Source organism: Halalkalibacter sp. HAAS-P014 (assembly GCF_056619965.1).
Genome location: NZ_JBWQTV010000015.1, coordinates 13,250 through 38,404, shown reverse-complemented (window position 1 = coordinate 38,404; position 25,155 = coordinate 13,250). Strand labels below are relative to the sequence as shown.

Annotated in this window: 25 protein-coding genes; 3 read left to right on the top strand and 22 right to left on the bottom strand. The window is 38.9% G+C overall.

Annotated elements, in window-relative coordinates; all coding sequences use genetic code 11:
* Positions 1-21 precede the first annotated feature (21 nt).
* From AC1FXZ_RS12185 to AC1FXZ_RS12150, 8 genes are all read right to left on the bottom strand, one after another.
* Positions 22-537, bottom strand: a complete 516-nt coding sequence (locus AC1FXZ_RS12185; RefSeq protein ID WP_480053971.1) for an adenine phosphoribosyltransferase — start codon at positions 535-537, stop codon at positions 22-24.
* A gap of 2 nt (positions 538-539) precedes the next feature.
* Positions 540-2,900 carry a single-stranded-DNA-specific exonuclease RecJ gene (recJ, locus tag AC1FXZ_RS12180; protein ID WP_480053969.1) on the bottom strand — a complete coding sequence of 787 codons (2,361 nt, stop codon included), beginning with the start codon at positions 2,898-2,900 and terminating at the stop codon, positions 540-542.
* 54 nt (positions 2,901-2,954) lie between these two features.
* The gene (locus AC1FXZ_RS12175) at positions 2,955-3,308 is read right to left on the bottom strand and encodes a LapA family protein (RefSeq protein ID WP_480053967.1); all 354 of its coding nucleotides are present in this window, start codon (positions 3,306-3,308) and stop codon (positions 2,955-2,957) included.
* Between the two features lie 6 nt (positions 3,309-3,314).
* Positions 3,315-4,232, bottom strand: coding sequence for a cation diffusion facilitator family transporter (locus AC1FXZ_RS12170; RefSeq protein WP_480053965.1), 918 nt, complete (start codon positions 4,230-4,232; stop codon positions 3,315-3,317).
* Positions 4,233-4,379: 147 nt separating this feature from the next.
* Positions 4,380-5,318, bottom strand: coding sequence for a protein translocase subunit SecF (gene secF, locus AC1FXZ_RS12165; RefSeq protein WP_480053963.1), 939 nt, complete (start codon positions 5,316-5,318; stop codon positions 4,380-4,382).
* On the bottom strand, positions 5,308-6,612 hold the full coding sequence (gene secD, locus AC1FXZ_RS12160) for a protein translocase subunit SecD (RefSeq protein WP_480053961.1): 1,305 nt from the start codon (positions 6,610-6,612) through the stop codon (positions 5,308-5,310). Before secD ends, secF begins: the two co-directional genes overlap by 11 nt.
* Positions 6,613-6,880: 268 nt before the next feature.
* Positions 6,881-7,153: a post-transcriptional regulator gene (locus tag AC1FXZ_RS12155; protein ID WP_480053959.1), complete on the bottom strand. Its 273-nt coding sequence runs from the start codon at positions 7,151-7,153 to the stop codon at positions 6,881-6,883.
* A 13-nt stretch (positions 7,154-7,166) separates the two neighbouring features.
* On the bottom strand, positions 7,167-7,652 hold the full coding sequence (locus AC1FXZ_RS12150; RefSeq protein ID WP_480053957.1) for a COG2426 family protein: 486 nt from the start codon (positions 7,650-7,652) through the stop codon (positions 7,167-7,169).
* 120 nt (positions 7,653-7,772) lie between these two features.
* Here AC1FXZ_RS12150 and spoVB point away from each other — a divergent pair, with 120 nt between their 5' ends.
* The gene (gene spoVB, locus AC1FXZ_RS12145; RefSeq protein ID WP_480053955.1) at positions 7,773-9,344 is read left to right on the top strand and encodes a stage V sporulation protein B; all 1,572 of its coding nucleotides are present in this window, start codon (positions 7,773-7,775) and stop codon (positions 9,342-9,344) included.
* A gap of 149 nt (positions 9,345-9,493) precedes the next feature.
* Here the strand turns inward: spoVB and AC1FXZ_RS12140 are convergent, their stop codons facing one another.
* Positions 9,494-10,153 carry a DUF421 domain-containing protein gene (locus AC1FXZ_RS12140; RefSeq protein WP_480053953.1) on the bottom strand — a complete coding sequence of 220 codons (660 nt, stop codon included), beginning with the start codon at positions 10,151-10,153 and terminating at the stop codon, positions 9,494-9,496.
* Between the two features lie 92 nt (positions 10,154-10,245).
* Positions 10,246-11,535 carry an ArsB/NhaD family transporter gene (locus tag AC1FXZ_RS12135; protein WP_480053951.1) on the bottom strand — a complete coding sequence of 430 codons (1,290 nt, stop codon included), beginning with the start codon at positions 11,533-11,535 and terminating at the stop codon, positions 10,246-10,248.
* A 280-nt stretch (positions 11,536-11,815) separates the two neighbouring features.
* Between AC1FXZ_RS12135 and AC1FXZ_RS12130 the strand changes: the two genes are divergently transcribed.
* Entirely contained in the window at positions 11,816-12,214 is a 399-nt protein-coding gene (locus AC1FXZ_RS12130) for a TIGR04086 family membrane protein (protein WP_480053949.1), read from the top strand.
* A 43-nt stretch (positions 12,215-12,257) separates the two neighbouring features.
* Here AC1FXZ_RS12130 and yajC read toward each other — a convergent pair whose 3' ends face one another.
* From yajC to nadB, 12 genes are all read right to left on the bottom strand, one after another.
* The gene (gene yajC, locus AC1FXZ_RS12125; protein WP_480053947.1) at positions 12,258-12,521 is read right to left on the bottom strand and encodes a preprotein translocase subunit YajC; all 264 of its coding nucleotides are present in this window, start codon (positions 12,519-12,521) and stop codon (positions 12,258-12,260) included.
* Between the two features lie 112 nt (positions 12,522-12,633).
* Entirely contained in the window at positions 12,634-13,773 is a 1,140-nt protein-coding gene (tgt, locus tag AC1FXZ_RS12120) for a tRNA guanosine(34) transglycosylase Tgt (protein ID WP_480053945.1), read from the bottom strand.
* Positions 13,774-13,786: 13 nt separating this feature from the next.
* Entirely contained in the window at positions 13,787-14,812 is a 1,026-nt protein-coding gene (queA, locus tag AC1FXZ_RS12115) for a tRNA preQ1(34) S-adenosylmethionine ribosyltransferase-isomerase QueA (protein WP_480053943.1), read from the bottom strand.
* A gap of 81 nt (positions 14,813-14,893) precedes the next feature.
* A complete protein-coding gene (locus tag AC1FXZ_RS12110) occupies positions 14,894-15,112 on the bottom strand; it encodes a DUF2905 domain-containing protein (protein WP_480053941.1) in 219 nt (72 codons plus the stop codon).
* Positions 15,109-16,110, bottom strand: a complete 1,002-nt coding sequence (gene ruvB / locus AC1FXZ_RS12105; protein WP_480053939.1) for a Holliday junction branch migration DNA helicase RuvB — start codon at positions 16,108-16,110, stop codon at positions 15,109-15,111. The genes AC1FXZ_RS12110 and ruvB overlap by 4 nt, the downstream gene beginning before the upstream one ends.
* Before the next feature lie 18 nt (positions 16,111-16,128).
* A complete protein-coding gene (gene ruvA, locus AC1FXZ_RS12100) occupies positions 16,129-16,743 on the bottom strand; it encodes a Holliday junction branch migration protein RuvA (protein ID WP_480053937.1) in 615 nt (204 codons plus the stop codon).
* A gap of 136 nt (positions 16,744-16,879) precedes the next feature.
* Complete coding sequence (locus AC1FXZ_RS12095) at positions 16,880-17,452, bottom strand: BofC C-terminal domain-containing protein (RefSeq protein ID WP_480053935.1); 573 nt, start codon at positions 17,450-17,452, stop codon at positions 16,880-16,882.
* A gap of 148 nt (positions 17,453-17,600) precedes the next feature.
* The gene (locus tag AC1FXZ_RS12090) at positions 17,601-18,809 is read right to left on the bottom strand and encodes a YhcN/YlaJ family sporulation lipoprotein (protein ID WP_480053933.1); all 1,209 of its coding nucleotides are present in this window, start codon (positions 18,807-18,809) and stop codon (positions 17,601-17,603) included.
* A gap of 197 nt (positions 18,810-19,006) precedes the next feature.
* Entirely contained in the window at positions 19,007-20,191 is a 1,185-nt protein-coding gene (gene safA / locus AC1FXZ_RS12085) for a SafA/ExsA family spore coat assembly protein (RefSeq protein WP_480053931.1), read from the bottom strand.
* Between the two features lie 178 nt (positions 20,192-20,369).
* The gene (gene nadA, locus AC1FXZ_RS12080; RefSeq protein ID WP_480053929.1) at positions 20,370-21,476 is read right to left on the bottom strand and encodes a quinolinate synthase NadA; all 1,107 of its coding nucleotides are present in this window, start codon (positions 21,474-21,476) and stop codon (positions 20,370-20,372) included.
* Positions 21,473-22,318, bottom strand: coding sequence for a carboxylating nicotinate-nucleotide diphosphorylase (gene nadC / locus AC1FXZ_RS12075; protein ID WP_480053927.1), 846 nt, complete (start codon positions 22,316-22,318; stop codon positions 21,473-21,475). The genes nadA and nadC overlap by 4 nt, the downstream gene beginning before the upstream one ends.
* Positions 22,319-22,329: 11 nt before the next feature.
* Entirely contained in the window at positions 22,330-23,898 is a 1,569-nt protein-coding gene (gene nadB, locus AC1FXZ_RS12070; RefSeq protein WP_480053925.1) for an L-aspartate oxidase, read from the bottom strand.
* A 123-nt stretch (positions 23,899-24,021) separates the two neighbouring features.
* On the opposite strand from nadB, the gene AC1FXZ_RS12065 reads away from it, so the two are divergent.
* Positions 24,022-25,149 carry an IscS subfamily cysteine desulfurase gene (locus AC1FXZ_RS12065; RefSeq protein ID WP_480053923.1) on the top strand — a complete coding sequence of 376 codons (1,128 nt, stop codon included), beginning with the start codon at positions 24,022-24,024 and terminating at the stop codon, positions 25,147-25,149.
* The last annotated feature ends 6 nt before the right edge of the window (positions 25,150-25,155 follow it).

Sequence of the window (25,155 nt, the reverse complement as noted above, 5' to 3'; positions counted from 1 at the left end):
CAACCCTCTTCAACACTAGACTTAATTATAAGTCATTAATGAAAACAATTCGTAATTTCCTAGGTTATCGCGTCCATTTAAATATCCAAGTTCTATCATAAAAGCAATTCCAACCACTTCTCCACCTAGCTCCTCAACCATCTTAATTGTCGCTTCGATGGTACCTCCTGTTGCTAGTAGATCATCAGTAATTAAGACACGTTGCCCCTTTTTGATTGCATCTTTATGGATCGTCAAACTATCTTTGCCGTATTCTAATCCATAATCAACAGAGATGACTTCACGTGGAAGCTTTCCTGCCTTTCTGACAGGGACAAACCCTACTTCTAGAGCATAGGCAATTGGACAACCGATTACAAAACCTCTAGCTTCAGGTCCTACTACAATATCAACATTTTTGTCACGAGCAAAATCTGCCATTTCATTAATCGCTTGTTTATAAACAGGCCCATCTTGCATTAGGGTCGTAATATCTTTAAAGCGAATCCCTTTTTTTGGATAGTCTTCTACAATCTCAATATACTTTTTAAAATCCATTTTTACACCGTCTCCTTGATCATCTTTTCATCAGCAAGTTCTAGAATTTGATCGAACCATTGCTTTAAATCGATATACGAAGAGTAAACAAAGTCATTTTCGATACTTGCTAACTCTTGTTTCTTACGATAAGTTTCAGATTCATCTAAGCTTTTCTTCTTTGGATTATTCGCCACGTTAATCATGCCATCATTTATTGTAACAAAACCAAGTTCACAAAACACCTGTGACATAAACGAAACTGTCTCTTTTGACCACCCTTTGTACTTAGCTAATTCCACGCTGTGCTTCCTTATATTAAACGATTTTCTTTTTAAAAGAAATGCGTAATACCACTTAAATTGCTCACGATTAGGGTTAGTCGAAAAGAAAGAGTCTTCTTCATGATAAAAAACTGTATATATGCGACTAGGTTGTCCATCATTTGCAAAAAGTATTTTTAATTGGTCACGATTAGATGGAATATCTAGTAATACAACATATCGATCTGATAAATCTCCGATTGCTTCTCTTTCACTCACATGAATAACCGGCTCATTCTCAAGAGTCAGCGCTGTCTGCGTTTCCTTTTTAAATGAAACCAAAACCCTTTTCTCATCCGGTAACGTTCTAAGCCGTTCAATGAGCCTAGTTTTTTGAATGCTTCTCCAGTCAAATAGCTGCCACTTTGATACACCGATATCATCAATCATTAGTTGTGGTTTCACATGCCCATTCCATTCGTTCAGCGAAAGGGTCCCGACCGCTGAAACTTTGGCATGTGGAGTGATTTCATCTAATAAATAACCAAGATGAAATCCAATTCCATCTAGCACGGCTCCGTTCCCTGCAAAGCTCACTTTCAAATGATTCGCATCGCTACCGATTTTCCTTATTTGATCTAACTGAACGTCTTCCAATAAAACTTTCGGTGTTGGATTTTGAACACCGAAGGGAGCAAGTTGTTCTAGTTGTTTTATAACTGCAACAGATACCTCATCAACACGTGCCACTAAATCAATCGCCGTTACTGGTTTAAAGTCTTCTTCTGTTAGCACTTCTTTCGCTTGCTCGTTCAATCTTTTTCGCAACTCATCTAAATCACTCATGCTCATTGTTAATCCGGCCGCCATTGGATGACCACCGAAGTGAGGTAATATATCACGACTTTTAGATAGTTCTTCAAACATATCAAAACCTTCAATGCTTCTCGCCGAACCCTTCGCAACGCCTTTTTCTTTATCAATACTTAATACAATAGTTGGTCTATAGTAACGTTCAACGAGTCGAGAAGCAACAATACCAATCACACCTGCGTTCCAGTTCTCACCAGCAATCACTAAAACATCGTTATCTGCAGGAGGATAGTGTTGTTCTACCACTTCAATGGCTGCTTCGGTAATTTCACTAACAACTGCTTTACGTTCTTTATTTAAATAATCAATCTCTGTTGCTAATTGTTCTGCTTCTTCAGCTGTCTCCGATAAAATCAAGTCAACAGCAGGGTCTGCAGAATCAAGCCTCCCTGCGGCATTAATTCTCGGACCTATTCCAAATCCAACATGATCTGCTTGTATAACTTGTGACTCCAACCCACACTTTTTCTTTAAAGCGATTAGGCCAGGCTTTGCTGTTGATTGAAGAACAGAAAGGCCCTCCATAACAAGCAACCGATTCTCATCAACAAGTGGTACTAAATCTGCAACGGTTCCAATTACAGCAATATCTAACCATTCAGTTGGCACTCTGCCAAGTAACGCTTGGGCGACTTTAAGTGCGACTCCAACACCTGCTAAACCTTTAAAAGGATAAGGACATCCAGGTTTCTTTGGATTAACGATTGCATATGCATCTGGTAAAACCGGTGGCGCTTCATGATGATCCGTAACAATAAAATCAAGCCCAATTTCTTTTGCGACACTTGCAACATGAACGGCAGCTATCCCCGTATCGACCGTGACAACTAAGCCGTATCCATCCTCTTTTGCTTGTCTAATTGCTGGCTCATTAGGTCCATAACCTTCCGTAAAACGATTTGGTATATAATAGTCTACCTTAGCTCCTATAGATTGTAAGGCTAAGTACATAACTGCTGTACTACTTACACCGTCTGCATCATAATCACCAAAAATAAGAATTCGCTCATTGCGCTCGACTGCAGCACGAATCCTCGTCACAACCTGTTCCATATCATCTAATAAAAATGGGTCATGATAAACCATTTCTTCTTTATTTAAAAACCTTTTTGCCGCCTCTACCGTGTCTATTCCTCGATTAATAAGGAGAGTAGCTACTAAAGGAGCAATGTTTAACTCACTCACTAACTCATCTACGCGATTGGATGCTTGTTCTTTCACTCTCCATCTTGCTTTTGGTTTTAACATAGAAACACCCCTTGAATAATCCATTATACAGGAGCATTCAAGGGGTTACAATGTTCAGTCACTCTTTTCATCAGACTGATATTTTCCAGTGTTTTTTAGGGGAACTTCCTCATTATTTATGCTTTGGTCTGCCTCTTTACCAGTTTCATTCAACTGGTCACCTTTACCTGGATGTTTCCCTTTTTTTAATTGTTTAATCTCAGCTTGCAATTGGTAAATCCTAACCATCCCAACTGCTCCAACTATGATTGCCCCCATTAAAACTGAACCTAAAATAATAAGGATTAAAGGCCATTCAGCTGTTCCAAATAAATAATTAACTCGCACTGCCTCAACATTAATAACGGCAAAAATCGCGATAATGACAGCTGCAATTAAACCAAGAATTAAACTCCATTGTCCTCTCATTCATTTTTACTCCTTTCCATTTCTCTTCCCATGTTCTTTATAAGGATTAATATGAACGAGCACATCATGAACATTTTTCTCTTCCAGCAGCCTAGCTTTTACGCGCTTTCCAATTGCATGACCATCCTCAACCGTAATAGTAGGCTCAACAGCAATTTTAATATCAATGATGACATAATGACCATGTTCTCTTGCAAAAAACTCATCAATATTAAGTACTCCTTCAACATTTGCTGCTGCCTTTTTCATCTCAACTGTATCTTCTTCGTGAAGAACATGATCTAGGGCATTGTGAATGGATTGCTTTCCGAGTGTCCAGGCCATTTTACCAATAAGTATCGCAACAAATGCACTAGCAATTGAGTCACCGTAAACTAGCCAAGAAACATTCAAGTGTCCTCCAAGTATTGCTGCACCAATCCCAATTAAAGCAGCAAAAGAAGAAAACACATCTGAACGATGATGCCATGCATCTGTCATTAATGCCTCGCTCTTATACTTTTTACCCAATTGATACTTATAGCGAAACATTAATTCTTTTACAACAATTGAAAATACCACTGCATATATAGCAATAATCTTAGGTACTACAACTGGCTCAAAAAATGATTGAAAAGCACCAAGTGCGATTTCAAAAGCAACAATAAATAGCAATACAGCAACAATAATTGCTGCCACAGACTCCGCTTTCCCATGCCCATATGGGTGGTCACGATCAGGAGGTAACTTCGCTGCACGTACTCCAATTAAAACGACAACTGAGCCGACAACATCGGAAGCAGAATGAACTGCATCCGCCACTAACGCTCGAGAGTTTGCCATTACTCCAATAACCGCTTTTAAAATTGCTAAAACAATATTACCAACAATTCCCACCCATGCAGCAAACCTAACTTTCCGATATCGCACATCTGCTTCAGACACACCAACACCTACTTTATCATGGTCATATTATCGTATAACGAAAAATCTACTGTACTTATTTTACCATCAAACAATCCACTCATTCATTTTTATAAGAACATTCTAGTTTTCCAAGCAAAAAAGAAAGAGCGACACGGCCACTCTTTCTTAAGTCGTTGGTTCTCCTTCAGGTTGCTGCTGGGACTTGAACTTTTTCTTTTTCAATTGCTTTACCTTCCAAACCAACCATAACTGGGATGCAAGGAACATCGATGAGTAAGTTCCTGCTATTAACCCAATTAACAAGGCAAACGCAAAGGAACGAATCGCTTCACCACCGAAAATAAATATCGCTAATGCTGCAAATACAACTGTTAACACAGTATTAATTGAACGAGCTAACGTTTGAACCAAACTAGTATTAACAATTCTTGCTAAATCTTCAAACCCCTTTACCCGTTTAGCTAGCTTCATGTTCTCTCTAATGCGATCAAACGTTACAATCGTATCATTAATCGAATAACCTACGATCGTTAACACCGCTGCAATAAATGGTACATTTACTTCAATTTGCAATAAACTAAATACCGCAATAATAAAGAATGCATCATGCAGTAGAGCAACAATGGCAGCGAGACCGTATAATAACTCAAATCGTATTGTCACGTAAATGATAATACCGACTGAAGCAATTAATACAGAAATTAATGCATTTTGCGCAAGTTCATGGCCAATGATCGGATCGACTGTACTTACGCTCGGTTCATGTCCGTACTCATTTGCAAAAAATGCTTGTATTTCATTAATTTCATCTGGGTTTAATACACCAATGAAACCAACACTCGCCATTTCAGCATTATCTCCTGCAAGTTGGACATCATCAGGTGTAAACCCTATTTGCTCAAAGTCGTCCATTACTCTTTCTTCTGTTAATGGTTCAGAAGAAAGCAAGTCAACTCTCGAACCACTTTCAAAGTCTATCCCGAGATTTAGTCCAAGTGTAAGCAATAATATGATCCCTACAAGTGTAGAAATTCCTGAGAAGGCGAAAAACTTTTTCCGGTGCTTCACGAAATCTATTTCTTTATTTTGGAAATTAAAGCTCACTGATTTCACCTTCCTTCACACCAAACAAACGGGGCTTCTTATTAAGTGCACGGCTATTTATCCATAGTCCTAATAACAGCCTTGTACCGTAGACCGCCGTAAGGAAGCTTGTTAGAATACTAACAATTAACATCACAGCAAAACCTTGTACAGAGCTCGTCCCATAAGAGAATAATACAGTTGCAGCTAGAATCGTTGTGATATTGGCATCAAGAATCGTTGACAGCGATCGACGGCTACCCGCTTTAAAGGCAGACATAATCGATTTTCCTGACCTTATCTCTTCCTTTATTCGCTCATATGTAATGATATTCGCATCAACTGCCATCCCAACACCTAAAATAAGTGCTGCAATTCCTGGTAATGTAAGCACGGCATTCATCCAATTAAACACAAGCAATACAATATAAATATATGCACTAAGTGTAACTACAGCAATTATGCCCATAAAGCGATAATAGAAAAGCATATAAGCAAAAATGAACGCCACACCAATAAAACCTGCATAAACCGTCTTCTCCATCGCTTGCTCCCCTAAAGAAGCACCAACAGAATTAGAATACATTTCCTCAAGTTGAACAGGAAGCGCACCTGCATTTAACACTTCAGCGAGGAATTGGGTTTCTTCAAGCGTAAAGTTCCCACTTATCGTTGCTGTGTTAGAGTAAATAATTTCTCGTACCGTTGCCGCAGAGAGGTATTTAGGATCTGCTTTTAAAGCTTCCTCGACATAAGAATCTACCCCTTCTTCAAAGTCCAGCCACATAACGAGTAAGTTCTCTGCCGGAGGTCTTGCTAGCATCTCTCTAGAAACTTCCTCCATTTGACGTGCATCTTCTAATGTTAATGTTACAATCGGATCATTTGTATCCGGATGAAACGAGGAACTAGCCCCATTTTGACGTAAATCAGCCCCATCTACTAAGATCTCGTCATGAACATCTCGTATCGTCAAGCTAGCTTCGGTAGCGAGTAACTCCCTAGCCGTTGCTTGGTCTGCAACTCCAGCTAGTTGAACACGAATCCGGTCATCCCCCTCAATACGAATGTTCGGTTCCGAAACTCCTAAAACGTTAACCCGTTGGTTAAGAGCACTCACTGTTGCTCGAAGTGCCTCATTATCAATCACATCACCTTCGTGAGCCGGTTTGACTTCATAAAGAATCTCAAATCCACCTTGAAGGTCAAGACCTAGCTTAATTTCCTTTGCTACCCCCATAACGGTTGTACTTATAACCCCTGCTAGAATAGCAACTATAAGGAAAAAAGCAAAAATCCTTCCTTTTTTCACCATACTCTTTTTCTGCCTCCTTCATGAAACAGACTATTTTGTTCTTCACAGACACAATAGCTCCATTATATCTTTTATAGAAAATCTCTGTCAATTTATGCTAGAACCGTGCTTTGGAAACACGCTTTAACTCCTATATTAGGTGATAAAATAAAAAATTATCTTTGCGTATACTCCTAGCACATAAGCCTCCTCTGAGCTCACTCAAAAGGAGGCTAGTAAACAAATATTACGAATTGAGGAAAATAATTAAGAACAAACCATCACTTGATTAGCTTTCCATTTCAGAAAACCAGTCAGTAGGGTCTTTATATGCATTTACGGTCAACCAAGTCATAAATGTTTGCGGCTTTAAGGTCAATAGTTCATTAACAAAGCTGTGTATATGAATAAATTCTTTCTTTTTCCTTAATTGATATAAAACGCACTCCCACACTTCATCCTCATTAACTCGATCATAGCCAAGCATATGAAGCTCATCAACTTTACTATCAATAGCTGGTTTAACATCGCTACGCCAAATCTCAAATTGCTGTCTTTCCACTGTCCTTCCCCCTTTAAAAAACTGAATACATAATGCTCCCTATACCAATGCCTGCAATAACTACCCCTGTAGCAATAGCTGAAAAAGCATATTTAAATGGAATGAAAAAAAGAAGCGCAGCTAAGCTCGCTGAGTAAGCACCGGTAGTCGGTAGTGGTACTGCCGTAAATAAAATCAGACCTAACGCACCAAACTTTTCAACCTTGTCACTCTTTTCCATCGTTCGATTGTACAACCAATCATAAATACTCCTGTAAATTTCAAATCTTAATAGCCATTTACTAATTGGTTGAAACAATAATAAGATTGCTAGAATTGGTAGCAAATTCCCCATTATCGCATAAAACAATCCCTCCCAAATGGACAATCCAAGTTGATGCGCAATAGGAATCCCTCCACGCAACTCCAAGATAGGTAAAGCCGAGATCAAAACAACGATTAATTCAGGTGGTAAAAATCCAAAATGTTCAAAAACAAACTCTTGAATCGATTCTTTCACTGTATCCGCCCCTCCAAAGTTGAATTGAATCTGGAAGTACTTGTCATGCTTGACCCACTATTAAGCATATAAATAATAGCGCGAAATATCCATCATTTTTTATGAAGGTAGGGACTATACATGACGAAGCAAACATTTCTTAAAGGGGCACTCATACTAATTATCGCCGGTCTTATCACAAGATTTTTAGGCTTTGTGAATAAAATTGTAGTTGCTAGGATCATGGGGGCTGAAGGGGTCGGCCTTTATCAAATGGCTTTTCCGACATTGCTTCTAGTCATCACATTAACCCAATTAGGCCTTCCTGTAGCAATTTCAAAATTAGTTGCAGAAGCCGAAGCGAAAAAAGACAGTCAAAGAATTAAACGAATCCTTGTTGTTTCTCTTGCAATTACAAGTCTTCTCAGTATTATCTTTACAATTGCCATGATTAGCTTTGCTCCTTTTATTGCAAATACACTTTTAACCGATGCAAGAGCATATTATCCACTTGTTGCTATTGCACCAATTGTACCAATTGTCGCTCTTTCTTCAGTTATGCGTGGCTATTTCCAAGGACGACAAAATATGAAACCAACTGCTTTTTCACAAGTAATTGAACAAGTAGTCAGAATTGTTCTTGTTGCCGTAATGACCAGCGCTTTTTTACCAATGGGGGTTGAATACGCTGCCGCTGGCGCGATGGCTTCAGTTGTAATAGGCGAACTTGCATCTCTGTTGTTTATGATATACATGTTTAAAAAGAACAAACGCTTCCGTGTTCGCAAACAATTTTTCTCTTATGCAAAAGAAGGTAAACAAACATTTAGAGATTTAATGGCCATTTCATTACCTGCAACTGGAAGTCGCTTAATCGGATCGGTTTCTTTATTTTTTGAACCTATTATTGTCGCTCAGAGCTTAGCCCTCGCTGGTGTTGCCACCGTTATGGCAACAAGGCAATATGGAGAACTTGCAGGTTTCGTTATTCCAGTTTTAATGTTACCTACCTTTATAACGTACTCACTTTCAGTCTCACTTGTCCCTGCTATTAGTGAGGCCGCTGCCCGAAAACACTATAAAACGATCCATCATCGTTTAAATCAAGCATTGCGATTAGCTCTTCTTTCAGGAGGAGTATCAGCAGTTATTTTATATGTTTATGCTGAACCAATTATGGATTTGATGTACGGTGCCCCTACTGTGGCAACCTATTTAAAACTTATGGCTCCTTTTAGTATCTTCCTGTATTTTCAAGGTCCTTTGCAAGCGGCTTTGCAAGCCTTAGATTTAGCTAAAGCTGCGATGATGAACAGTCTATTTGGTGCAGTAATCAAAATGGCTGCCATCTTTGTCCTAGCCTCTAGGCCTGAATTAGGGATAATGGGGGCGGCACTTGCCGTTGTAATTGGCTTCGTATTAGTTACGTTACTTCATTTTGCATCAGTTGCGAAAACAATCAGCTTTACAATCGAAACCAAAATGATTGTCAAATCCATCATTTTAATCGCTGCATCTACTTGGATTGGATATCTATTAATGAATTTTGCATTTACTTCCTTGTCTCAACTATGGCAAACCTTACTCTCAATTAGTATTACAGTGATTTTCTATAGTGCTCTTATGTTATTACTTGGGTTAGTAAAAAATGAGGAAGCACTCCGTATACCCGTGATTGGAAAATGGATCAACACTTTCATTCCTAAATCGTAAATAATTCCACCTAAAAGAAGGATTCTCCATTCTCTGGAGTCCTTCTCTTCTCTTTTCTTTCCTTTCCAACCTTCCCTTTAAATGAACTACGTTTAACAACAGCAAAAAACCAAGCTGGATTCTCCTTATTCTAGAAAATCCAAGCTTGGTTACTTTTCATCTTTTAAATCAACAAAAAAAGTATCTCGGTCCTTCAATGCACAGTAGGAGATCTTTTTAATATCTCGGTACCCTAATTTACGCATTTGCTGGCGAAGCCACAATTGTGTTTGTTTTATTTGTTCTAAATGTTCATGTTGAATCTCTCCATCCAGTATTAACGGTAAAGGCAATTTCGGAACATAGCTATCATCATGTTCTTCATGTTTTTCAATTACTGACAATTTACCTGATGGTTCTAAAATAGCAAATTCCACATCTGATAATTTGTTTATTTTATTTTGCCTTAATTGTACTAGGAGATCATCAAAGTTATATCGTTGCTTTCTCATTTCATGTTCATCGATCTTTCCTTCATTTATTAATACGGATGGTTTTCCATCAATTAATTTACGTAATTGATTGTTCTTTAATGAAACAAGCGCCAGTCCAATCTGAATAACTGACAAAATAACAATTGGAATGATTGAATACATCATCGGAACTTCGATATTTTCAATTGATACTACAGCAAGCTCTGCAATCATAATGGAAACAACAAAGTCTAATACAGACAGCTGCCCTATCTCACGTTTCCCCATAAACCTTAGCACAAAGAGAATAATGAAGTAGATGAATATTGTTCGCAGCATGATTGTCATGTAATCCATCGTATACTCCTCCCTGTGACCCTATTGATGTCTAATGGTTAGTATGACCAAGGGAGAAGAAACACATGATTTGTAGCTTTTGGTATTTTTCTCTACATAAAGTCAGCAAGGTAACGAACGTACAAATATACAGTAGAAATTGCAAATGACAAAAGCGCAATCGGTAAACCAACTTTTAGAAATTCTAAATAACTAAATGGATGTTTCGCCTTCACAGCCATCCCAGCAACAATTACATTGGCAGTTGCACCAATAATCGTTGCATTACCTCCTAAACAAGCACCTAATGCTAGCGCCCACCATAAAGGGTCTAGGTTGCTCATTCCAAACTCCTGAAACTCCAGAATAACTGGAATCATCGCTGCAACAAACGGGATATTATCAACAAATCCTGATAAAATACCTGATCCCCACAATATAAAGAGAGCCGTCTTAGGCAAATCACCTTCTGTATAGTAAATGATGGACTTCGCTATTTCGTCGATAATCCCGACTTCCTTTAGGCCACCAACAAGCATAAATAAGCCAATAAAGAAAAAGAGTGTCACCCACTCTACAGAACGAAAGACCTCCTCCATATCTTGTTCTTCATGTGTAATTAACATAAGTAAAAGTGCACCAACCATTGCAATACTCGTCAATTCGACATGAAGAAAAGGTTGAATAATAAAACCTGTTGTTGTCAGTGTCAAGACTGATACTGATTTAATCAGGAGTTTTCGATTCTTTATATATGTAGTTGGGTTGATCGCTAAGAGCTTTGCTTGGTCATTTCTCGTTACCACTAATTGCTTCCGATACAAAACCACAAGTCCAGCCATTACAACAGCAAAAATAATAATAACTACAGGACTTAGATGGATTAAAAAATCATTAAAAGTTAAATGCTCTACAGCTTGACCAATCATCAAGTTAGGTGGATCCCCTATTAACGTTGCCGTACCTCCGATATTGGATGCCATAACAATCGTTAATAAAAATGGTACTGCAGGAAGTTTAAGTAAAGAAGTGAGCGTGAAGATTATTGGTACAATTAATAAAACTGTTGTAACATTATTGAGAAACGCTGAACCGAATGCTGTTAGAGTTGAAATCACAATCAACAGCGCAACTGGATGCCCATTAACCCACTTAGCTAATGACACAGCTACATACTCAAAAAAGCCACTTTGGCTCGTTATCGAGACTAAAATCATCATTGCTAAAAGAAGTGTGATCGTATGCCAATCGATATGATGTAAAAAAGCAGAGTCTATTTCATACACACCAAATACAAGCATGAGCACACCACCAAAGCAGGCAATAACAGCTCGATTTAATTTTTCTGTAATGATGAAAAAGTAACTGAAAAGAAAAATAGTTAAAGCTAAGGTTACCCCCATGTCTGTACTCCTCTCCCCCCATGATCCCGAGGCTACGGAAACGGTCTTTTCTGCTTTTTTCTATAACCCTATTCCGCGCGCGCTCATTACTACCATCCTATGACAAGCCTCAAAAAAACATGTCCATTTCGGAGACTGTCCTAAAAGAAGCCAGTTTACGACAGTTATTGCACAAACAACTAATTGAAGACTTAATCTGTTGTCTGTTTTAAATTAATCAAATTTTGAGTCTATTCTATACAAGCCTGAATAAGCTTTAGTAAGGTGGAATTTATTATAAGTGAAGGGAGAGTTTATATTGACCTACCGTGGTTTTTTTCCGGCCGTATTATTTGGCCTAACATCCATTCTGATTATCGCTTTATCGTTCAGCTTAGTTGTTTCTATTGTATTATCTTTCACTTCTTTAACGGAGCATTCTGTCAGTTGGCTCATTACAGTTGTAGCGTTTGTTGCAATGTTTTTTGGGGGGACCATATCAGGAGCAAAAGCAAAAGAAAAAGGCTGGATAGCAGGAGCTACTACAGCTATTCTCTTCTCTGTCTTAACTTTCTTAATTCAGTACCTCGGTTACAACCAAGGCTTCACTAATGAGCAGTATCTTTATCATGTTGGTTATATGGTTGCCGCTGCCATTGGAGGCATTATCGGTGTTAACCTTAGCAGCAATAAATCCTAAAAAAAAGCGCAGCGAACATCGCTGCGCTTTCTTATGTACCAAATCAATCCGGATTAACAATCTCACGAACAGCTGCACGGTCAAAAGTGAGCTTTCGATTATCAGTAACTAGAATAACAACTGTCTCTTCATCCACTGCATCAATGGTACCATGTAACCCACCAATCGTGACAATTTTATCACCACGTTGCAGCGCACTATGCATTTCGCGAATTTGCTTTTGCTTCTTTTGCTGCGGGCGAATAAGTAAGAAGTAGAAAATCGCAAACATTAAAATTAGCGGAAGTAACGTTCCAAAAAGTTCCATCTGTTTCCCCCCTTTCATTAATAAAATAGCTGTTAAAGACTCCTAAAAAGATTGTACAATGATACTAACTATATATCTAGACATTTCAAGAAAAGCTGCTTATGAAATTTACTTAGAAGTTTTTCGCATTCGGTTTATTAAAACCATACTGTTCAAAAAACTCTTCTCTAAAGTCCAGTAACCGATCTTCTCGTATCGCCTGTCTAACTTGCTCCATTAAGTTTAGCAGAAAATATAAATTATGATAAGATGTGAGTCTAAATCCAAACGTTTCTTCGCACTTAATTAAATGACGAATATAAGCTCTTGAGTAATTTTGACAAACATGGCAATTACAATTCTCATCTAACGGTCTAAAATCACGAGCATATTTAGCATTACGAACAACTAATCTGCCTGTTGACGTCATCAATGTCCCATTCCGTGCGATTCTAGTTGGCAAGACGCAGTCGAACATATCAATTCCACGAATTGCACCGTCAATTAGTGAATCCGCAGACCCTACTCCCATTAGATATCGTGGCTTATTTTCCGGTAAATGAGGTGTTGTAAATTCAAGCACACGGTTCATCACGTCTTTAGGTTCTCCAACAGATAAACCACCGATCGCATAACCTGGAAAATCTAATGATACTAAGTCCTGCGCGCTTTGTTTACGTAAATCCTCATATTCCCCACCTTGAACTATTCCAAATAGACCTTGATCTTTCGGACGTGCATGCGCTTTGACACAACGTTCAGCCCAACGGCTTGTCCGTTCAACAGATTTCTTCATATAGTCATACTCGGCTGGATATGGTGGACATTCATCAAAAGCCATCATGATATCTGATCCTAGAGCATTTTGAATTTCCATTGCTCCTTCAGGACTAAGAAATAACTTGTCCCCATTAAGGTGGTTACGAAAATGAACACCTTCTTCTTCTATCTTACGCAAGTCACTTAAACTAAAGACCTGAAATCCACCAGAATCTGTTAAAATTGGGCGATTCCAATTCATAAATTTATGCAAACCACCAGCTTCTTTCACAATATCATGACCAGGCCTTAACCACAAATGATATGTATTACTTAAAATGATTTGCGCATTCATATCATAAAGATCTTCTGGACTCATTGTTTTTACCGTCGCAAGTGTACCTACAGGCATAAAAATTGGAGTTTCAAACGTACCATGAGGTGTGTGAACTCGCCCAAGTCTTGCCCCGGATTGCTTACACGTTTTTATATGCTCATACGTTATTGCTGTCATCCTAATCCTCCTTCTATTTTATGAACATCGCATCTCCAAAACTAAAGAAACGATACTTCTCTTCTACTGCATGTTTGTATGCAGCTAGTACATACTCTTTACTAGCAAACGCACTAACGAGCATAACTAAGGTTGATTTAGGTAAATGGAAATTAGTTAATAATCCATCAAACCCTCGAACCTCATACCCTGGATAAATAAAAATCGAAGTCCAACCTGAAGCTTCCTGAAAATGCCCATGCTCTTTCATAATTGTTTCAAGAGTTCGCGCAGAAGTTGTTCCAACGGCAACAATTCGTCCTCCGTTATTTCTAACCATTTCCAAAAGCCTCGCAGTACCGGCACTCATTTGATAAAACTCGGCATGCATTTCATGCTCTTCAATGTTCTCCACACTAACAGGCCTAAACGTTCCAAGACCAACATGGAGCGTAATAAAAGCAATATGGACTCCTTTTTCTTCAATTTTTTGAAGTAACTCTTTGGTAAAATGCAATCCAGCTGTCGGGGCTGCTGCAGACCCACGATTTTTTGCAAAAACGGTTTGATATCGTTCTTGGTCTGGCAGTGTCTCTTTAATATATGGTGGTAAAGGCATTTCTCCTAGCTCGTCTAACACTTCGTGAAAGATCCCCTTATAATCCATCTTTAAAATTCTTCCACCATGTTCAGCTTCTCCAATGCATGTCGCACTTAAAAGCCCATCACCAAACTCAATTACAGATCCAACTTTAATTCGCTTCGCAGGTTTAACCAATGTTTCCCATTGGTCCTCCTCAAGCTGTTTTAATAAAAGAACCTCTATACTTGCACCTGTCTCTTTCTTCACCCCAAAAAGCCTTGCAGGAAGCACACGTGTATCATTTAGTACTAGACAATCTCCCTCGTTGAGCTCCTCAATAATCGATAAAAAATTCCGATCTTTTGTTTCTCCCGTTTTCCGATCGAGGACAAGTAAACGAGACGCCGTCCTGTCTGGAAGCGGCGTCTGAGCTATTAATTCTTCTGGCAACTGAAAATCAAATTGATCTACATTCATATTTTTTCACCTTTTTTATAAGTATCCACTCTTCATTTTTATCTTTGTTATCATACCTAAACTCTAAGCGCGATGCAACTATTAGCGGAAGCGCCCGATAACAAAGAAAAGCAAAGATAAAACAATGCTAATAATAATACTAGTAACAATAGGAAAGTAAAAAGTTGAATTCTCACGCTTAATAATGATGTCTCCTGGAAGTTTGCCAATAGGAATAAATCGACCAACTAAAAGCCAAATCACTCCAATAATGATACACACTACCCCGATTGCAATTAAAACTTTCGGAAATGTACTCATTGCTTTGGTACCTCCAGATTAAAATGTTCATAACATGCGGGACTCACCATTCTCCCTCGTGGAGTTCGTTGGATAAAACCGATTTGAAGCAAATAAGGTTCATACACTTCTTCAATCGTATCCGGCTCTTCACCAATCGTCGCAGAGATGGTCTCAAGACCTACTGGGCCACCACGAAATTTCTCAATCATCCCATATAATAATTTATGGTCAATATGATCAAGTCCTAATCGATCTACCTGCAATTGTTCGAGGGAATCTTGGGCGATCTCAAGTGTAATTGAACCGTTTCCTTTTACTTGCGCGAAATCTCGTACTCGACGTAATAGTCGATTAGCAATCCGAGGGGTTCCTCTAGACCTTCTTGCAATTTCTAAAGCTGCCTCTTTATTTATTTCGGTTTGAAATATTTCAGCTGTTCGATTCACAATGATCGCTAATTCTTCCTCCGTATAATACTCCAATCTTGCGAGTACACCGAAACGATCTCTTAGTGGGGCCGACAACATCCCCGCACGCGTCGTTGCACCTACAAGTGTAAACGGTGGTAAATCTAATCTAACTGACCTGGCAGTTGGTCCTTTACCGATAACTATATCAAGGCAAAAATCCTCCATCGCCGGGTATAGAACTTCTTCAACCATCCTATTTAAACGGTGAATTTCATCGATAAAAAGTACATCACCTGGTTCAAGTGCCGTTAAAATAGCCGCTAAATCTCCAGGCCTCTCAATGGCAGGTCCTGAAGTAGTCCTCATTTGTACACCCATTTCAGTTGCAATAATTCCAGATAGTGTTGTTTTTCCAAGACCAGGAGGGCCATACAGGAGAACGTGGTCAAGACATTCTTCACGCATTTTTGCCGCTTCCATAAATACTTGTAGATTTTCCTTTACTTTCTTCTGACCGATATATTGATGGAGTTTATGTGGCCTGATACGCTGGTCAATAGAGTCCTCCAATCCTTGCTCCTCCGCCGATACCATTCGTTCTTCCACGTTTCTTCCCCCCGTTTTCTAACCGTTTAACAACAGCTGAAGGGCTTTTTTAATATACCCATCTGTTGTCATATCTTCTTCCTCTAAATGAGGGCGAACCTTTTTCAATTCTTTTTCCACATATCCAAGTGCTCGCAATGCCTCAAACGCCTCATCTAAATCAGCATTTCCTTTAGATAAATGATTGTTTTTACTTTCCGTTACTCCGGCTTGATTAAATAAATTTGGAGCAAAATCCTCTAACTTCCCTTTTAAGTCTAATATGATCTGTCTTGCTGTTTTCTTACCTACACCCGGAAACTTAACAAGAAATGATTCATCCTCTTCTTCAATAGCATAGGCAACATGTTCCGGTTCCCCCGTCGCTAAAATTGCCAATGCACCTTTAGGGCCAATTCCAGAAACATTTAAAAGTTTTTCGAATAATGCTCTTTCTTCTTTCGTTTCAAAACCATATAAGCGAAGGATATCTTCTCTAACGTACTGGTATGTAAAAATTTGAACTGATTCATTTAATTTGCTTTGGAATCGATATGGATTAGGACAATATATTTGGTATCCTAACCCATTATGATCAATTACCACATATTGCGTATCAATATCGACTAACATTCCATGTACATATTCAATCAAAAACTTTCTCCCCTTCTAAATACGAACGTTTATTTCTATTTTAGCATAGACTTAACCCAAAAAGGTTGATTTTTCCCTTTTCTGTTTCAAGCTATTCACAAATAAAGGGTGATCCAACTTGAATCACCCCTCTAGCTTATATTTGCTTTGATTTATATTGCCCAAATACTTGCAATACCTCTTCATAATGTTGCAGGTCTTGAACTGGTATTCCTTTTCTCAACTCAGAATGTTCCTGACTTTTTAACTTAGTTGTATCCAGCTGAAAAAACGACTGAATGACCCTTTCTTCATTGGGGTCACCTTCATAAATAGAAAGGATGCCATCATCTGTAATACCAAAATAACCATTTACTTTTAATAAAGGTGAGATATCATTAATTTCCTTTCTAAACACCATCTCATTTTCATTTTGATCAATTAAATTCCAATCTTGATAAAATGCCCAAAAATCTTCCATTGACCAAATTGTTTCTTGAATATGTTCTTGACTTGTTTCACCGTCTAAATAAACTCTTTCTAAAATAACATCAATGGTTTGAGGTCCCATGACTTCATATGCTTCCGACTGTTCAGTTTGATTTTTTGCTTCTGTTCCCTGTCTTCCTTCAATAACAGCTGTATTCCATAGCAGAAAACCAAAAACCACTAAACCTAAGCTAAGAAGTAATGAATAAATACTTTTTCGCTGAGTTCGTCTTGATTGCATCAGCTCTTCACCACCATCAAAAATATATAAATACTTCCACTATAGGCTAATCTTCTCCTATAATTGATAGTTATATTCATCCATTACTATTTTTTCAAAAGAAGCTAAAAAACAGTAGGGTTATTTCCCCCCACTGCTTTTTTTACTATTAACGTGTACGTTCAAAAGGACGACCAGCAGCTCGGCCTAGATCGCGAAGCATTTCCGTAAAGGTTGCTCCAACTTCCTCAAAAGCTGCTCCAGTTCGTAATTCATTATCCATTGTGCGAATGCGACCAACTGCATCAGAATCAGTAACAACCGTTACATCTTTATCATCTGTTAAATCTTTCACCTTATCTTCAACTTTATCTTTTACATCATCTTTATCATCTGTTGCTGTAATCCCTACAACAATGTCATCATCATGGATTACTACGCGCGCCTCGTCAACACCATCAATACGTTCAAGTCGTTGAGTTAAACGCTGTACTGTTTTACCATCATAATCTTTATGATAATTCACAGTACCTTGAGCACCTTGACCTTGGTTAACTCCCGTACGGTTACCACGTTCAGTTTGTGCTCTTGTGCCTTGTTTTACATTCCCATGCTCACGTGTTGCTTGATTTGTTACACCTTGACGACGATGTCCTTGAGTAACGTCTAAAGCACCAGTTCCTTGTCGAGCTCTACCACGTAATATTCCGTCCTCGTCAACCATTCCTGGACGATTTCCACCAGTTAACCCAGCTCGCCCTGTTCCTCGATCAGTTGCATGAATTCCATCGCGTGGAGTTTGACGAGTTAATCCAGCACGTCCCATTCCAGGATCATCAGTTCTTTGACGAGTTGTGATTCCTTGAGTACCTTGTGTTCCATGAGTACCGAACATCCCAGTGTTACCTGTTCCACGAGTTTGGAAGTTGTTTAGGTGAGTACGTGTTTGCCCTTCACCTGCAGTACCTACATGGTCTTGTCCTCCAAGCCATGTTCCTCCTCGTTCTTGCCCTCTAAACAATCCACCATATTGACCTACTTGGTTATTGCCTCCAAATAGTCCTTGGCCACCAGCTTGTCCAGCTCCACCGAACGCTTCGCCACGATGAAGTGCATTACCTGTACGTCCTGCTTGTCCTTGACCTGTTACTCCACCATAACCTGTAGTTCCTGCACCACGATCAGGTGTCATCATATCAGTTATAGGACCTTCCCCTTGGTGGCGTCCTGTAGTAGCTCCTCCACCACGCATATCTTGTGCATGAATACCTGTTTGTTGATTTGCTCCCATATCTGTTGCTTGGTTATCTACACCACATCCAGCAAGACCACCTAAAAGCATCGTTGCTGTTGCTACTGACATTGCGATTTTTTTCATTTTTTAATTCCCCCTTTCACCAATTATCTTGGCTAGTCGGGGCTTTCTTTACACTGTTACTTCTTGGTTAACGTTCCATCACAAAAAAACAGTCAAGTTATTAAAAGTTCTGTCCCCTTGCATACTATCCAAATTTAACGACAGACAGTCTGCTGATAGTAGTAGGGGACATTTATAATTGCTTTTACTCTTCCATATTAATCATCATAATCATCTGATTCATGATAGCCATTGATTGGTTGTTGTTCATATTCACTTATAGGTCTCACGTTCCCACTAGGACCATACATGATTGGTTGCGATGGCCCACAACACCCACTTGATCCCATTGTAGGGTGCTGCATTGATTGAGTCTGAGGATAAAACGGCATCGTTTGGTGAGGTGCTTGATAAGATTGTTGATCCGGATAGAATGGCATTGGTTGCTGTGACATTGGCTGTTGTGGCATTGGTTGCTGTGACATTGGCTGTTGTGGCATCGGTTGCTGCGACATTGGCTGTTGTGGCATCGGTTGCTGCGACATTGGTTGTTGTGGCATTGGCTGCTGTGGCATCGGTTGCTGATAACCCTGCATCGATCCAGGCGCACTATAGGTTGGTGCTGGCTGAGAATAGTGAGGTCCCGTAAAAGGCATTGATGGTCCACAGCCTGGCATTAATGGACTAATTGGCTGATATTGTTGATACATTTTAGGTTGCACAGGTACTTTGGGTGTGTAGTGTTTTGGTTGCATTGGTTGCACAGGTACCTTTGGTGCATATTGTTTTGGTTGCATTGGCTGCACTTGTGGTTTTGGTGCATATTGTTTTGGTTGCATTGGCTTTACTTGTGGTTTTGGTGCATATTTTTTTTTCGGTGGTACATAAGGTTCTTTTTTAGGTTTAACTTCTTTTTTGGGTTTTACTACTTCTTTTTTGGGTTCAACTTTCTTCTCCACAGGTGGCTTATGAACGGTTGGCATTTCCTTTTTTGCTTTAACCTGAGGCTTGTAAAAGTTGATATTGGTTTCATAAGACTTATAATCAACATGTGTTTTTTTTGTTGGTTGAACCATTTGTTGTGGCATTACAGGCATTTTCGGCATTTCAGGCATTGGTGCTTTTTCGACAGGCTTTGGTACTTCCTTCTTTACAATCGGTTCCTCTTTTACCGGTGCCTTTGGTGCCTCTTTCTTTACAATCGGTTCCTCTTTTACTGGTGCCTTTGGCATTTCTTTTTTCACCGGGACACTGCCAGTAGGTATTTTAATTTTCATTCCTGGCATGATCATATCTGGATTGGAGAGTTGTGTATTTGCTGCTTTCAGCTGTTCGAAATCCACACCATACTTTTCTGCTAATTTCCAAAGTGTGTCACCCTTCTGGACAATATGAATTTTCACGTTTTCTTTCCCTCCTCTTACCGTTCCCTACATCCTATGTGTAAGTAGGCGAATTGACACGAATCATTGCTTTAGAACAAAATAAGAAAATTGAAAAATCCTAAAATTTCAGGGGGCTCAGAACAACTTATGTCGGAAAAAATAGGTTTATGCCTATCTATAAAGAAAAAACCCATCATTATGATGGGCGTTCGAGCATTCTTTTTAAAGCTAAATTTCCTTCATTAGTTGTTTGTTTGTCTACCGTAATTGGATGATGAAGGCGGCCTTCAATTAATTCTTCTAAGGACCAAAGTAAATGATCTAAATCAATTCGGTTCATAGTAAGACAAGGGCACATCGTAGGGTTCAACGAAAAGATGTTTTTATCTGGATATTGCTTCGAAAGACGATTCACTAAGTTCATTTCTGTACCAACTGCCCAAGACGTTCCTGGTTCAGCCTGCTTGATCGTTTCAATAATATAATGTGTTGAACCATTAAAATCAGCTGCTTGTACGACATCAAATGTACATTCTGGATGAACAATAATATTTGTATTAGGAGAGTCTTTCCGTAATTCTTCTATTTGTCCAACTGTGAATTTCTCATGTACAGAACAATGTCCTTTCCAAAGTATTACTTTAATCTTTTCTATAGGACCATCATAAATAAGTTCACGTGATATCGGGTCCCATACAGCCATTTCCTCTAATTTGATACCTAAATCAAATGCCGTATTTCGTCCTAAATGTTGATCAGGAAGAAAAAGAAGTCGCTCTTTTTGCGTAAATGCCCACTCGACCATTGATTTCGCATTAGAAGATGTAACCGTTGCACCACCATTTCTACCACAAAAAGCTTTAATTGCTGCAGTACTATTGACATAGGTTAAAGGTAAAATCGTATCACCAAACAATTTTTCCAACTCCACCCACGCATGTTCCGTTTGTTCAATGTCAGCCATATCTGCCATTGAACACCCTGCCTTAAGATCTGGCAAAATAACATGTTGGTGATCAGACGTTAGCATATCTGCTGTTTCAGCCATAAAGTGAACTCCACAAAAAACAATGTACTCTGCCTCTTTATTTGCTTTTGATAATTGCGCTAATTGAAGAGAATCACCGGTAACATCAGCGAATTCGATCACTTCGTCACGTTGATAATGATGGCCAGGGATAAACAAACGATTTCCAAGTTGTCGTTTCACTTCAGCAATTCGTTTCCGTTTCTCATCAATGGACATTTCTTGGTAGTGTTCTGGTAAACGTTCTATTGTTGAAAGCTTTTCTAGAAAATTCATCTTTCAAAACCCTCCTCTAGTAAAAAGCTTAAATCTGTAGCTTTTACTGAATGTGTTATGAAACCTAACGATATATAATCGACCCCTGTCCCACCAAATGCAGCAAGACTATCAAGATTAATTCCTCCAGAAGCTTCGGTAACAATTCCGTCTGGAACTAATTGAACATATTTTTCTACTTCTTCAGGAGTCGCATTATCAAACATAATAACGTCTGCTTTCGCTTCGATCGCTTCTAATACTTCTTCTCTATTCGTTGTTTCCACTTCAATATTTACCATATGGCCAACTTGAGCTCGGACAGTATTAACAGCCTTCGTGATTCCACCACTAGCAAGCAAATGATTTTCTTTTAACATAACAGCGTCACTTAACCCTCGGCGATGATTATATCCTCCACCACAGCGAACTGCATATTTTTCAAAAATACGTAAACCTGGTGTCGTTTTTCTAGTGTCACAAATTCTTATTGATTGATCGTCTAATGTGTTAATAGCCGTTCGTGTTACCGTTGCAATCCCTGACATCCGTTGTAAAATATTTAATAGTACTCTTTCACCTGCTAATAAGTCTTTTACCTTCCCTTGTAACGTTGCAACGGTGTCACCTTTTTGGAATTCTTCTCCATCCTTCACGAGGACATGAACAGTAATATCTGAATTCAAAATGGCATACCCAATTGCTAATATTTCGGCTCCTGCCATCACTCCTGTTGCTTTAGCAATAATTTTTGCTTTCCCATAAGCTTCTTGTGATATAGCAGATTCACTTGTAACGTCGACCTCGCCAATGTCTTCAATAAAAAAACTCTCCAATTGTTTTTTTACTACTAAACTGTTCATTCCCTCTCCCCCTAGGTATGTTCCATTAATAGTTGACTTCTTGATTTCTCGACAATTACTGATCTTCTACTTTTAGAAAGCGCAATATAGTTACCTAACCAATTAGAGTCATCACGACTTGAGAAATCGCTTCGGTAATGACCCCCTCTGCTCTCTGTCCTTTGAAGTGCGGCTTCTGTTATTAATGCTGCGACAACCAACATATTTTTAACTTCAATCATGTCACGTGTATCATTCAATTCAACTTGACTGGAATATGGCATGTAGGAATTTAACCACCTTTTCATTTCCTCGAGACCTTGTTGATCTCTTTCTATGCCAACATATTTTGTCATATAGTGTTTAATCTCTTCTTTATTAGGTAAACTAAGTTTTAACGAGAATGTTATCAATTTTTCTTTTGAAACCCTTGCTAGTTTTAGAGTGGATTTAGCCTCAGAAATATGCTTTGCAACTTGTTCAGCAAAAACTAAACCTTCTAATAAAGAGTTACTTGCAAGACGATTAGCTCCATGAACTCCTGTACATGCAACTTCACCAACTGCATAAAGACCTTCTAGTGACGTTCGTCCATAAGAGTCAGTCTCTATTCCTCCACTAATAAAGTGAGCACCAGGGACAACAGGAAGAGGAGTGACAGCTGGGTTAATTCCAGCTTGTTCGCATCTCTCTGTTAACCCAGGAAAACGCCGTGAAAAATTATCAATGGTACGGCAATCTAAAAAGACCTGCTTGCCTTTTTCTAATGATCGGTGAATCTCCCTACTAACGGTGTCTCTTGATTCTAATTCTTTTAATCGATACTTTTTCATTATCCTTGAGTTAGTCTCATCTATAAGCTGAGCCCCTTCACCACGGACCGCTTCACTTATTAATCCGGCCGTATTTTCTTCAACCTTTAATAAGGTGGGATGAAACTGAATAAATTCCATGTCGATTAATGTTGCTCCAGCGCGAAATGCAAGTGCTAAGCCATCTCCAGTTGCTTCATCAACATTTGAAGTGTGAGAATATAATTGGCCTATTCCACCTGTTGCAAGAACGGTTGATTTTGCATAAATCCGTTCTTTTTCGGTTTGTACTCCAATAATTCTCCCTTCATTTTTCAGAAGTTTTGTAACCATTGTATTTTCTAAAATCGTAATTCTATTTGAAACTGCATTGATTAATGCCTTTGTAAAAGCTTGACCTGTTTTATCACCATTAACATGGACAATACGCCTTTTTTGATGAGCACCTTCCATTCCTAAAACAATGGATCCATCTTCATTTTTATCAAATGGTACCCCTAGCTCATTTAGCGTTTGAACAATGGCCGGCGCTCGCTTTACTAACATTTGCACATGACTGTAATTATGATGATCCTGACCAGCCCTTAAAGTGTCAGCTAAATGAATTTTCCAATCGTCTTCTTCACTAAGGGCTGCTGCCATCCCTCCCTGAGCACAACTTGAATTGCTTCTATCTAGTTCTGACTTTGTGATAACTATCACATTCATATGATCAGCTAGCAAATGAGCTGTCATAAGACCAGCAATCCCACTTCCGATGACGATGACATCAACTGCCTTATCAGCCATTTTCATTCCTCCATACAATTTACAGTTGTCTTGTCACTTATCTTTACATAAAATAAGAGTTGTGACAAGCGCTTTTTTTGATTAAATGATGGAAATTTTCCGAAAGTGAAGGAGGGTCCTAAAATGATTTACTTCGATTACAGTGCAACAACTCCAATGTCTCCTTACGCTCTTGAAACGTATAACCGGGTTGCGACAGATTTCTTTGCCAACAGTCGCAGTTTGCATAATAGCGGACTTGAAAGCGATGATATCTTAATGTTAAGTCGAAAAACGATTGCAGATGTTGTAAATGTAGACAAAAATGAGATCTTCTTTACAGGCTCTGGTTCCGAAGCCACCTTCCTAGCTTTAACCGGACTTGCATTTGCACATATGCATAAAGGGAAAACGATTATTACAACTAAAGGAGAACACCACTCTGTTTTACAAGCGATGACTTATTTAAAACAGTTTGGTTTTACGATTCTATATGTTCCTGTTAATCATTATGGACAAGTTACTGTTAAAGACTTAGAAGCAACCTTAACAAAAGACACTGTCTTAGTTTCAATTGCTCATGCTAATAGTGAAATAGGTACAATCCAAGACTTACAAGCAATTGGTGAGTTACTCGCTAAGCATGATATACTTTTTCATAGTGATTGTGTCCAGACTTTTGGCAAAATCCCTATTCCAACTGATTTCTTAACAAGTATTAGCATGAGTGCCCATAAGTGCTTTGGACCAAAAGGAGTTGGAGCCGCTTATATGAATAAGAGGATTCCTTGGAAACCATTTCTCCCTGGGACTACACACGAGTTCGGTTTCAGAGCTGGTACAGTTAATGTACCTGGAATCGCTGCATTTGCCGCTGCTGTTGAGGAATACCAGCCTTTTGCTTCAAGCGAGAGGAAGAGATTAAACGAACTACGTCGTTTGTTTGTCGAGGCTTTCTTACATGATGACAGAGTTTACTTTGAAGGGCACCCTAGTAGTCGGCTGCCTTTTCATATTAGTTTACGGGTTGTAGGAGTTGAGGGCCAATTAACAATGCTTGAGTGCAATAGAAAAGGGTATGCTATTTCTACTGGTTCAGCCTGCCGTGTTGGTGATAGTGAGCCTCCGCGTACGTTAATTAGTATCGGACGCAAGCGAGACGAAGCACATGAACTCATTAGAATTACCTTTGGTCGTTGGACAACAGAAGAGCAGGTGATTCGTTTTATTGATACATTCAAACAAGTATTGTTAGATTTAAAAGGGGTTTGATTTATT